General features: G+C 54.9%; 7 protein-coding genes. 4 read left to right on the top strand and 3 right to left on the bottom strand.

The window, feature by feature from the left end; all coding sequences use genetic code 11:
• Positions 1-105 precede the first annotated feature (105 nt).
• Positions 106-2,214 (top strand): hypothetical protein, encoded by a 2,109-nt coding sequence (locus JJD41_RS18890; protein ID WP_234488916.1) that lies wholly within the window; start codon positions 106-108, stop codon positions 2,212-2,214.
• Between the two features lie 184 nt (positions 2,215-2,398).
• Entirely contained in the window at positions 2,399-4,255 is a 1,857-nt protein-coding gene (locus JJD41_RS25795) for a DUF3685 domain-containing protein (protein WP_200669034.1), read from the top strand.
• Positions 4,256-4,843: 588 nt separating this feature from the next.
• Here the strand turns inward: JJD41_RS25795 and JJD41_RS18880 are convergent.
• Positions 4,844-7,273: an ATP-dependent helicase gene (locus tag JJD41_RS18880; RefSeq protein ID WP_200669033.1), complete on the bottom strand. Its 2,430-nt coding sequence runs from the start codon at positions 7,271-7,273 to the stop codon at positions 4,844-4,846.
• A 244-nt stretch (positions 7,274-7,517) separates the two neighbouring features.
• Between JJD41_RS18880 and JJD41_RS18875 the strand changes: the two genes are divergently transcribed.
• Positions 7,518-8,498 carry a DUF4349 domain-containing protein gene (locus tag JJD41_RS18875; protein ID WP_200669032.1) on the top strand — a complete coding sequence of 327 codons (981 nt, stop codon included), beginning with the start codon at positions 7,518-7,520 and terminating at the stop codon, positions 8,496-8,498.
• Positions 8,499-8,563: 65 nt separating this feature from the next.
• Positions 8,564-10,945, top strand: a complete 2,382-nt coding sequence (gene recJ, locus JJD41_RS18870; protein WP_200669031.1) for a single-stranded-DNA-specific exonuclease RecJ — start codon at positions 8,564-8,566, stop codon at positions 10,943-10,945.
• Between the two features lie 6 nt (positions 10,946-10,951).
• Here the strand turns inward: recJ and JJD41_RS18865 are convergent, their stop codons facing one another.
• Together JJD41_RS18865 and JJD41_RS18860 are read right to left on the bottom strand one after the other, a co-directional pair.
• Positions 10,952-11,563, bottom strand: a complete 612-nt coding sequence (locus JJD41_RS18865; RefSeq protein ID WP_234488915.1) for a YdcF family protein — start codon at positions 11,561-11,563, stop codon at positions 10,952-10,954.
• A gap of 144 nt (positions 11,564-11,707) precedes the next feature.
• Positions 11,708-12,493 (bottom strand): hypothetical protein, encoded by a 786-nt coding sequence (locus JJD41_RS18860; protein WP_200669263.1) that lies wholly within the window; start codon positions 12,491-12,493, stop codon positions 11,708-11,710.
• Between the last annotated feature and the right edge of the window lie 92 nt (positions 12,494-12,585).

Genomic DNA, 12,585 nt, shown 5'->3' with positions numbered 1-12,585 from the left:
CAACTCCGGGCGGATGCGAGCAGGCGCTCGCCTTCGTGAGGGGTGGGCGATCGCGGTGACGACGTGCGGTTCGACGTCTGTAAAAGTAGGGACAGCTCAGTTGCAATGGTGAAAAAAGAATTTGACCAATCTAGCATACCAGCAGCCCCACGGATTCGTAGGCGGCGGGAAAAGCGGATCCGAACGGCGACCAGTGACGCCCTCTCCAAAAACAATCGTCCGGACTCGGCGAACGCCAAATCCCTCCAGGGAATACTCGCCCGGCTCGATTTGCCCCTAGGAGAATGGTTCAGCCGGGAAAAAGTACGAGAGAAGTGGGAACGAAGCCGCCAATTCTTTTGGGGCTGGCATCTGGTTTGGATGAGCCTGCTCGTCGTTTGTACGGGACTCGGGGGGGTCGCTTTGCAGTGGTTGTTAACGATGCCACCGCCGATCGACTGCGACACGATCGCCAAAACGGCACCGGAACGAGACCAGCTCTACTGCGCCCGCGAAGCCGCCAAGTCAGGGGAGATCGAGAAATTAGTCGCGGCGATCGCCCTGGTCGAAAGTTGGCCGCCGGATCACCCCTTGCAAAGCCAAGGTCGGCAACTGGTGGGCGAGTGGTCTTTAGCCCTGCTCGATCGCGCCAGACAGAAGTTTCTCGGAGGTGACTTAGACGGGGCGATGGCGATCGTGGCTCAAATCCCCGAAGACAGTCCCGAATCGGACTTCATCGCCGCCGAAGTGAACAGTTGGCAGGGCGACTGGCAAGACGGCAAAATGATTTACGACAAAGCCCAACAAGCTATCCAGGGCCAAGCGTGGCAAAAAGCGGAAGACTACACCCGCGACTTGCTCAAAGTTGACAATATTTATTGGAAAACTGAAAAATATACCCAACTCAAGCAACAGATTAACCTCGAACGCCAAGCCTGGAACAAACTGCTCGACGCGCGCTATATTGCCGGATTCCAAACCGCAGAAGACTTCGTGCGGGCGATCGACCTGGTACGCCAACTCAATGCGAGTACCCACGCCCGTAAGGTGGGGGAAACGGAGGTAGCGAAATGGAGTCGGGAATTACTCAAAATCGCTAAAGGACTCGCCGACGAGGAGCAATACGATCGCGCCGTGGCTTTAGCGAAATGGGTGCCTGCCGATTCGGAAGTCTACGGCGAAAGTCAGGACTTTATCAAACTCAATACCGCCAAATCCCTCATTCAAGACGATTCCCAAATGGGGGACAAACTCGGCGATCGCCTGTTTGCTTTCCTCGAAGCGAAAGCCGTCGCCAGTCAAATTCAATCCGACAGTCCCCTGTACGCTCAAGCGCAGGAAAATGTATCCACTTGGGAGCAATCGCTACAAGATTTAGTGAACTTGCAACTCGCCAGTGCGGTATCGAGTTTGCAGCAACCACTGGCCCTTAAAATGGCGATCGACCAAGCCAGCACCATCGGTAAAGAGCGACCCCGACGGATTCACGCTCAAACCTTGATCGCTCAATGGCGCCAGCAAATGCAGGAGATCGAAGACCGCCGTCATCTCGCTGCCGCCCGCGCGATCGCCGCCTCCGAGAATATCGAAGCCTTCAAAGCGGCGATCGCCACGGCCCGTCAAGTCGAATTGGGACGACCCTTGCGCGTCGAAGCCCAAACCGAGATCGCCAATTGGACGAACCAAATCGAAAAAATCGAAGATCGTCCGATTCTTGCCAAAGCTGAAAACTTGGCAAAAGCAGGCAAACTGGAAGAAGCGATCGCCGTGGCCAAACAAATTGAAAGCGGACGGGCGCTTTACTCAGACGCTCAAGGCCAGATCGACGAATGGGTTGCCGAAGTCCAAATCGCTCAAGACCGACCGATTCTCGATCGCGCCAAAGCGTTAGCCGCCGAAGGTCGTCTCGGCGCGGCGATCGATACTGCCGCACAGATTGGCTACGGACGAGCCTTGTATTACGATGCTCAAAGTGCGATCGGCCAGTGGTCCGCCCAACTCGATGCCATTTATGCCGCCCGCCAAGCGGAAGCCCGACGCGCATCGTATCAGGAACCCGCCCCGGCTCCGGTGTATCGGGAACCCGCCCCGGCTCCGGTGTATCGGGAACCCGCCCCGGTATATCAGGAACCCGCCCCGGTATATCAGGAACCCGCCCCGGTATATCAGGAACCCGCCCCACCTGCGGAAGAGTCCTATAATGACGCTCCTTTGCCCATTGATGGGATCGAATAGGAAGGCGCGATCGGGGGTATCCTAGGAACAGGACTCGGCATTCTCCCCAACCCATCCCTAACGATGGGAGAGGCGATCGCCTGCGATCCGGGGGCGATCGCCTCCTGGGCGGCTTTCCTGTAGGCAGTCGGGCAGTGGGTCGTAGAGATCGCAGTGTTCCGTTCCTTTATGCAGATGAATTGCCGTGAGTCAGACAGCCCTCAAACTCATCCTCGTCGATCGCGACCCAATTTTCTTGTTGGGGTTGCAAACACTGTGTCAAGCGTGCCCCGCATTTGAGATCGTCGGCGAGGCGCAAACGGCAAGAGCGACCCTCGAATTACTTCAGAATCGGGATGGGGATGCGGATCTTCCCGACGCGATCGTTGCCGATGGAGACCTGTTGGGCGATCGCCTCGATGCCGACACCGCCGACACCCTGCTCGATCGCCTCCATCGCGACTTTGGCCGCGTTCCTCTCCTCGCTTTGAGTTCGAGACCGCCCGACCGCCCGACCCTCGAAGCCCTCGGCGTTCGTGGCAGTTGTCCCAAAGGCATTCCCGGTTCGGAATTGATCGCCGCCATCCGCGAAGTGGCCGAAGGTCGCAGCTACTGGCACCCATCGCTCTCCGGCAGCGCTTCCCTGGCGATCGCCGCCCATCGCGGCGGCTTGCTGGGCAATCTCTGGCAGGACTTCCATCGCCTCGGCTTACACCAAATCGACCGCCAACTCGCCGAAATTACCGCTCAATTACAACATTCCTCCTTGCCAAATGTCGATCGCTGGTTTCTGGAAGGACGCCAGCGCGAACTGATCGCCGCACGCTGGATGGTCGATCGGATCTTAGCTCCCCCGGCGCCGTCAGCCGCCGCAACGGGGGAACGCGGCCCGTCACCGAAGCGCCCTAACCCTTCCTCCCGACCGCCCCAGTCCGTCGCGCCAAGCGCTACAGGAGCCTTGACCCTCGCCGACGCGAATCACGAAGCCCTCATCGAGTTTGTCCCCGCCACTTTATTCGAGTTGACCTTAGCCAAAATTCCCCGGGTAAATCGCAACAATACCGGGCGACCGATGGAAATCGATATTTTACGTCCGCCGAAAAAACAACAATTATTGGCGATCGTCGTCGGTCAACTCGAAGCCGTTCTCGACCAACTGCGGTTTTCACAAGTCCAACTGAGCCAATTGGGATCCAAGCGATCGCAGATTTTAGAGGATATTTGGGAACGGGCGATCGCCGAATTTTTCGGTCAATATTACTCCCTCTGGATTGGCGAAGTCCCCGGCGCCGTGCAGGAAGTGTGGTTGAACGGGGACAATCCTTACGCCGTTCCCCAAGAACTGCGCCCGACTTTGGCGCCCGAGACCCTGGGAATGCGCGAAATCGAACTGGTTCCCGCCTTATTGCAAGATGTGGCGATCGTGCGTCGGGACATCCTCGATCGCATTCCTTTCGTGGTCGATTTATGCGCTTATTGCTTATTTAAAATTCCCTTAGCGATCGACAATCGCGCCCATGCTTGGGATAGCCCCGCCGCCCGAGAACGCGCTCAAGCAATTCTAGAAAATCTGACGGTCGAAATCGCCAACGCGGCGATCCAACCCTTGCTCAATCAATTTGCCGATGTCGAAGCGATCAAGCAGAATTTTTACGAGCGCTGCTGGATGCCGAGTCGCGAAATCGAGCGCCTGCGTAACGATCTGTCCTGGCAATATCGGCGTCAACAATATTGGCAAGAACCGAAAGATATTTTTGAAAGTCAATATCGCCTGTTCGTCCTCGGCGCCACGGCGATCGAGTGTCAGTCGGTTTATGCCTCCCGTACTCAAGAGTTGCAGCAGTTGCAGGGTCTGCGCCTGGGAGCTACCTTGCTCTTAGAAACTCGCGACGCGATCGCCCCGAGATTGCGAGCCTTATTGGTCTCCATCGGCAATGGCGCCCGTTATCTGTTAATCCAAATCGGACGCGGTATCGGTCTGGTCGGTCGCGGGATCCTTCAAGGGATTGGCAATTCTTTGCAAGAAACTCGTTACAGCAAGAATCGCGAACAGTCAAAATAAGCTCCAATCGATCGACGTTCCTGCCTCGGCGACCACAGGGGCGATCGCCGCCGTACCCAACCAACGGATCCGACCCGGCAGGCGCCCCATGGCGATCGCGCCGTGGCCATGGCCGCGATTGCCCTTGAGAAAAAATTTTTCTAAAAAAATTCACAACATCTAGTTTGCATATTTTTCCAATAAATAAAAAAATGTTCGATCTCTCGAACTGAGAAGATGTGATGGCCTCATACGGGCGATCGCCCCAATTTTATCACTTTTTTAGCCCCTATTTCATCTTTCGATCCCCGATGGCTAGACCTGCCCTGACTGACTTGACGGCATTTAGAACAACTCAAAATCAATAATTTTATGCAAATTAAACTAACAAAACCCCCGATTACCCCCCGAAATTCCAAAAAGATTGCGGGGTGGGGGGTGACACCCCTCATCAAGGATGCTATATTACTGTTTAGTAGATGCACCCTGATGGCAAACGCCCAAACTTTTGGGCGTTTTTTTTTGTCTAAAAAACGCCGCCGTCGGCATTGTGTACCCGGCGAGTTCGCGGGCGGAAACCGTGACGATTCAGTGGCGATCGCCGCAATCCTAATCCACCGTGACGACAGATTCGGGAAAATGTTTGGCCAACGCCGCAAACACCGGACAAGGCTTTTGTTGTTGTAAATTTTCCGGCTTACTCCAAGTAAACGGACCTTGCACCGCCGCCGACATCCACAACAGGCGCCGGGCGCGAGTCATGGCGACATAGAGCAAGCGATATTCTTCTGCCATTTTCAAGGCTGCCGCTTGCTGCCATGACTCGCGAACCGAAGGAATGGCCGTCGTCGGGTCGAAATTGCCCAAACGGCGGGAATAAAACTGTTTTTGACCGTGCAAACTGGCGCGAATTTGGGCGCGGGCGACTTCCGAGAGGGTAAACTCGCCGAGAAACTTAGCTTGGGGCGGAACCCAGGACTGACCGGGAATCGTGTTTTCGTGCAGGAAAGGGATAAAAACGTAATCCCAATCTAACCCTTTAGCTTTGTGCATGGTCACGATCGTGACTTGACCCGATCGCGTATAGATCGATTCCGTATCTCGGTCGGCGTCCACCCCTTCAAAACTTTCCGAAGCGACAATTTCGTTGAGCACTTCTAAAATTGACGCCATCGATCGCGATCGCGCCGTTTGTCGCGAGACCCGTTCCCCCAACTTATCCGCCGTCGCCAATTCCGACGGGTTGTAATCCAATTCGACGGCGATAAACGAAATAAGCTGGTAGATGGGTAAAGCGATGCGGGCGTCGAGCAAGCGCGTACAGAACGCCCGGGCGTGCAGTTCCGACGGCGATTGTGTGGGAGCGAGCGGTCCGGGATAGAGAAACTGTTCCGGACGACTGGCGAGGCGGTCGAGATCTTGGGCCTGAATGCGTTGACGTTTGACGAGGACGCGCAAAGCTTCTTTGAGATACTGGGGCGAGTGGGGGCGATCGATAAAATTGAGTAAAGCGAGGATTTCGCCGGGAACGTGAGAGAGACGTTCGTTGGCGGCGACATCGTAAACGGGAATACCGCGATCGAGGAGTTCGCAGTCGAGACCGTAGGCTTGGGGATTGCCGAAAATCTCTTGAATCAGGCGTCCTTGTCGGTTTTCGCGCACTAAAATCGCCGCCGATCGCGGTTCGGAGGTGTGGGAGAACAGTTCGACAATCCGACGGGCGATCGCCCCGACCGTAGCATAGATATCCCGAGGGGCGCACAATTCCAAACCCAACCCCGTCGGCGCCGGATTGGCTCCCTTTTGCGGGTCTCCCGGATCGACCGGATAAATATGCTGGGCGCGAAACGGTAACGCTTCTTCAACGATCGCCGTTCCCAACCCCTGTAACGCACGCGGATAATGCTCGTTCACCCAATCCAGGGTAAAATTAGCCGCTTCAATAATCATCGGACTACTGCGTCCGGCGCGATCCATGGTCGCCAACAGTCCGCGACTTTCGCAATGCTGACAGAAACGGCGAAAGTAAATCGGATCGGCGGGGGTGAAGGTGGAGTTAATCGCTTGATTGGGGTCGCCGACGCGAATCAAGTTCGGGGGGGCGTCGCGGTTGTTGGCGTCGGTGGCGAGCAGTTCGAGCAGTTGGGATTGTAAGGGGGAAGAATCTTGCGCTTCGTCTTCAAACACGGCGTAAACGCGCTCTTGCCAAATCTGACGGGTACTCGGTTCGCGCAGGACGCGCAAGGCGGCGAGAATCATGTCGTCGTAGTCGATCAGTTGGCGCGATCGCAGAAACTGTTGATATTCGCGATACAATCCGACGGCGATCGCCAAAATTTCGTAATCGTCATCGGGAACCCGAGTTTGGGAGGCTTCGGCGAGGGCGAGTAAATCTTCCGGTAACAGTCCGGAGGATTTAGATTCGTGAATCACCGTGTGCGCCAGGTTGGGAAGTACGTCCGTTCGTAAGACCGACTGACGGCGCAGGCGTTCGGTTTCTTCCCCGTCGAAGGATTGCCCTTCGATTAACTGCTGGTAACGATAGGGATGCTCGGCGATCCAGCGTTCGACGCAATGGGCGATCGCCCGGTGGCTTTGATTGGGGGCGATTAAGGTCGCTTCTTCCAAACTCAGCCCCGACTGTTCCGGGTGTTGGGTGGCGATATTGAGGGCGAGTCCGTGCAAGGTATTGACGTTGAAACCGTAAGCCGGAAGCCCCAAGGTTTCTAAAGCTTGGCGGATTCTCACTTTAATATTGGCGGCTGCCGATCGCGTGAACGTGACCACGACGAGCTGACGACGATGATTTAACTGCGATCGGGCGATCGTCAGGGCTGCCGCATCTGCCATTCCTTTCGATTTTCCCGCACCGGGAACCGCCGAAACCGCCAGAGATCCACCCTGCCAATCCGCCATCTGCCGTTGTCCCGGGCGCAAACCGCGACGAATGCGTTCCCAGGGGTTCTCTCTCCCATTGTCCGGCGTTGGCGTGACTTCGGGGGTAGTGCGGGTCTCACTGAGGTCGGAATTTTGAGGCATTTTCGGCTTAAAAATCTCGATAAGGAAAGCTTTTTTGAGTGTATCGGGTTCTGTTCGAGGGGGTTGGGATTTTAGATTTTAGATTTTAAATTTTAGATTTTAAATTTTAGATTTTAGATTTTAGAGGGTTGGCGAGGAGGGGACTGGAAACGGGTTCGTTTCAATTTTTGTATCGCCCCCGGAGAAAGGGAGAATCGGGAGTTAGCTTGGAATTGAAATTCGCGTTTGATGGAGATCCATTCTCATGTCTCTTTCCGATCGCATCTCAGACTCTCGAGATCGCTCCTATACTCAAGGCTGGAAATGGCCGATCGCCGCGATTCTTTTGGGGGCGATCGCCCTGTCGGGGTGTTCCCAAGCCAATAAAGCCAAAATAACGACGGGTGCGGCTCCGGCGGAAGTAGAAGCCTACCGAGGGGACGAAATGCAAATGGCCCAAGGCAATCAGGTTCAAAGTGAAGCCCCCGCCGCCGTCGAAGCGGCTGAAGCGACGGCGATCGCCCAAGCACCGCCCCAACTGATTAAAACCGCCGCCATGACGGTAAAAGTAGAGAAAATTGACGGGGCGATCGAAGCCGTTTCGCAAATTATCCGGCAACAACGCGGCGATATTTTAAATTTTGAAGATAACAAGCCCGTCAGTAGTAATACCTCTCATTTGGCCTCGATGCAACTGCGCGTCCCCCAACAGCAATTAGAAAATACGATTAACGCGATCGCCGAACTCGGAACGGTTCTCAATCGTTCCATTAGTGCCGAAGATGTTTCCAACCAACTGATCGACAATGACGCCCGGTTGCGAAATTTGCGCAAACAAGAAGAAATGGTGTTAAAAATCATGGACCGATCCGGTTCGGTCGGCGACGTTCTCAATGCAGCCCGGGAATTGGGCAACATTCGCGAACAAATCGAGCGCCTGGATGCAGTGCAAAAAAACTTACGCAATCAAGTCGCTTACTCGACCATTTATTTGAACTTGCAAGCTCCAGTTTCTGCCGCCGAAGTCGTCGAACCGTCTTTAGGGTCGCAGTTACAAGAAACATGGACCGATGCAACCGATGCTTTTCAAAGTTTAGGGGTCGGTTTGCTGAAATTGACTATTTATTTGTTAGTTTTCAGTCCGTTTTTATTCGTCTTTGGTGGCATCTGGGGATATCGCCACTGGCGACGAGGGCGCGATCTCCAGCCTCCGGCAACTGGGGGGACGGCAGAAGAATCGCGATAACTCTATAATAGGAACATTCGCAACTGCCGAATTGACCTCACTTGCATCTAAGCGCCCAAAGGATCGTGTCTCAGTCCGATCGCCCCTGGCAAATCGAATCCCCGGTCGAAGTGCCGGATCGATTTCTCGATGCCGTCCGCGAGTACGTTCCGGGATGTTCGGGACGCTACGCGGCTCAACTGCTGTGGCAACGCGGGATTCGCGACTTGCCCGCCTTGGCTCAATTTCTCGACCCCGAACAGTACGCCCCGTCCGATCCGTTTGCCTTCGGCGAGGAAATGCACCGGGCCGTCGATCGCCTCCAGCTTGCCCGAGAACGGGGCGAAAAGGTGGCCATTTGGGGGGATTTTGACGCCGACGGGGTGACGGCGACCAGCGTGTTATGGGACGGTTTGGGTCAGTTTTTCGATCGCCCTTCCCAGCTTTCTTACTACATCCCCAACCGTTTGAGCGAATCTCACGGTCTCAACGAAGCGGGGATCGAGCGCTTGGCGCGATCGGGGGTCAGCCTGATCGTCACGTGCGATACGGGCAGTACCAACCTCGCCGAAATTGAACGGGGGAACGAACGGGGAATCGATACGATCGTCACCGACCATCACACGTTATTACCCGATCGCCCGCCCGTCGTCGCCCTGGTCAACCCGCGATCGCTCCCGGCGGACAGTCCACTCGCCACCCTCTCCGGTGTCGCCGTCGCCTATAAGTTGGTCGAAGCACTTTATCTAACCCTGCCGGAAGTCCCCCAAGATTCGTTAGAAACGTTGTTGGATTTAGTCGCGATCGGATTGATTGCGGATTTGGTCGAATTGCGCGGCGATTGCCGTTATCTGGCGCAAGTGGGCATCCAACGGCTGCAGCAAGAGTATAAAAAACCGGAAGGCGATCGCCACCGTCCGGGAATCGGTTATTTATTGGACTTGTGCAACCGCAACGGCGATCGCCCCACGGATATTTCTTTCGGAATCGGTCCGCGCATCAATGCGGTCAGTCGCATTCAGGGGGATGCGTCGTTTTGCGTGGAACTGCTCACCAGTCGCGACCGCCAACGCACTCGCGAACTGGCGGAAGAAACGGAGTTAGCGAATACGCGGCGCAAACAATTGCAGCAAGATACCCTCAAGCAGGTCTCGAAAAGACTCGAACGGGTGGATTTGTCTACGACGACGGCGATCGCGATCGCGGACGAACAATGGCCCGCCGGGGTGCTCGGATTGGTCGCGGGACAGGTGGCCCAAGAATACGGCAAACCGACGATTTTACTGCGCGTCGATCCGGACCGGGGCGATCGGGCGGTGAGATTTGCCCGAGGGTCGGCGCGATCGGTCGATCGCATCGACCTTTATGAATTGGTTCGCAAACAAGCACATCTATTGCATCGTTTTGGGGGTCATCCCTACGCGGCGGGGTTGAGTTTGGCGGTGGAAAATTTTCCGTTATTTCAAGAAGGGATCGATCGCGAACTACGGGAGCAGTTTGGGAAGAATGAGGCGATCGCCGCCTCGGGAATTCCGGTGGATTTAACCTGCACGGTGGCGGAGTTGGGGAAAGATTTATTTCGAGAATTGAGACTGTTGGAACCTTGCGGGATGGGCAATCCCGTCCCGCAATTACTGATCGAGAATTGTTGGTTCAAACAGGTTTGGAATAAAAATATTAAAGATTTAAAAGGGAATAAAATTAAATATATCAAGACCGAGTTTAAAATTTGCGACGAAACGGAGCCGCAGGGCTTTCCGGGGCTATGGTGGGGACATTACAAAGAGGAAATTCCGGAAACGCGCTGCGATGCGATCGTCGAACTCGATTTCAATGCCTATCAGAAAAAATATCAAGTGAGAATCGTGGCCTTGCGCGCGGCGCGAGCGGGATCGTCCGAGGGGGCTACGCCCAGGAATTTGAAGATCCTGGACTGGCGCGATCGCCCGCAAGAGGAACGAGACGTGCAGGGCGATCGCGCCGCGATCTTGCGCGAGTGTCCCAAAAGTTGGGACGAGATGCAATTCTGGTGTCACGAGGCGTGGCGGTCGGGCCGACCGTTGGCGATCGCCTACGACCCGCCGAATTTACTCGACGCGATCGAGGTCTGGACCGAGGCGATCGACCGGGCAGAGGATCTCAGCCGCACTGGGGAACGGGTCGGACGCGAGGATTTATGTGAGGTACTGGGAATCGGCGATCGGACTTTAGACTTATGCTTGCAGGCTCTCTCTCACCTGGGCTTCGAGATCGTCTCTCAAAATCCCCAGGTGCAGTTACGGCGGGGTTTGCGCCCGATCTCGGATGCCGTCGGCGATCTGGAGCGGACTCGGGCTCATTTCCTCGCCGCCGTTCGCGAAGAACAGTTTCATCGGCAGTATTTTTATTCGGTTTCCGTCCCTACGTTGCAAGCCCATGCGGCGGCGATCGTCGCCTCGTCGCAGGAGGGCTTGGAAACGAACCTGTAGGCGAGTTTAAGGCGGTTGGTTTTCGTCGAGGTTGGCTTGATGCTCGCACTCGAAACCCACCTCGTACCACCGATCCATATCGACGTCGGATAAGTTAGTGAGGCGAGTACACGGTTGCGGCGAATGGAATTGGGCGATCGCCGCCCACCCCACACTGCGGGTCACGTCTAAAATGGTTTTGAGCCAAAATTCTTGATTTCCGGGAACTCCGGTTTCGCGAACTAACTCGACCTCGACCGCAATCCCTTTCGCCCCTAAAATAATTTGAGCGAGCCATTTCGCCCGGGGCAAGTGCGACGGCGAGGTAATGACTTTAACTTTTCTCACGTTCCACTGTTCTAAAATCGGACAACTGAAATAAAAATTGCCAAACGTGGAAGTGGCGCAGTTTTCGAGCCAGACTCGTTCTGTCGGCGCTTGCGATCGCTCGAAAATCAACCAAATACAGGGATTTTTGGAACCACTGGAGATTAAAATCGGAATTTGCGGCTGAGTTTTAGCCATTTCGGCGACGTAGAGTTCCCGGCGAATGCTGCCACCGAGAACCAAAATTGCATCGACCGGACCGCGACGGGCCGCGTGTAGTGCGATCGCGTGAGGGACGGCGGTAGCGGTCAAAATTGCCAGCAGTAACGCCAAAGTGCTTAACAGATAAAATTTTTTTCCCAGTCTAGTTCTTCTAACCCGTCTTCGAGCAGAACTCAGTCCTGATTTCGATCGCTGCCGTCGCGTTTTAAACTTCACAATGACACAGGGGGAGAACTATTCGGATTCGGGCAAGATAAAGGTGACGCGACCCTGGGAATCCACTTGCTTTTTCGCACCCAGTTTTAACAGTTCTTCTTCGGCTTTTTGCTGGCGTTGGCGATCGATGGCCGTGTAATATACTTCTTGCCACCCCCAAAACCGCACCCGGGTACTGTCCGGATCGGTTTTGAGGAATTCAGCAGTGCGGCGGTAGATTTCTGCGAGTTCGGTATTGCCGGAAGCTTGCGCCCAACGCGCGGCCATTTCGTGAGACCGAACGCTCCCTTGAATATCCCCGAGGAGGAGTAATTGATCCAAGCCTTTATAGCGCCACACTAAAAAGGCATCAGGATGCATGGTCGGACTGAGGGCGTCGGTTCCGCGATCCATCAGTTGAATACTCAATTCAGGATCGGCTTGGTAGAAGGAAATGGCGCTGGAGAGAAACAAGTAGATCTCGACAAAACGCGGGTCGAGTTGGGTAATCAGTTTGAAGTAATCGTCATTGAGATCGTAACCTGTTTGTAAGCGAGCCGGGTCGTCGCCAAAATATTGAATGAAGTTTAAAAACGTCCAATCGGCGATGACGTTATCGAAATCGAGGGTGGGGGTTCGTTCGAGTAATTGCAATCGCAAACCCCATTGTTGTTGTTGTTGTTCGGGGGTGAGGGTCGATTGGGGGGGACGATCCAGTTGAAGTTGCTGCAAGGCGACGACGCCGACCAAAGCAAGCGCGACGATCGCGCTGTTGAGCAGTAAGGGGAGTTTGGTTTTGGGAAAAGATTTGACTTTGGCTTGCACGGGCGATCGCTCCGAGTCAATTGCACTGTGTTGAGATCTTATCCAGATTTGAGTAGCACTAGACGATCTCAACATTATTCTAGCTAGACTGG

The organism is Oxynema mangrovii CENA135 (assembly GCF_016632315.1).
In the GTDB taxonomy this organism is placed as follows: Bacteria; Cyanobacteriota; Cyanobacteriia; order Cyanobacteriales; family Laspinemataceae; genus Oxynema; species Oxynema aestuarii.
The sequence above is the reverse complement of the archived record's forward strand: the minus strand, read 5'-3'. Positions and strand labels throughout refer to the sequence as shown.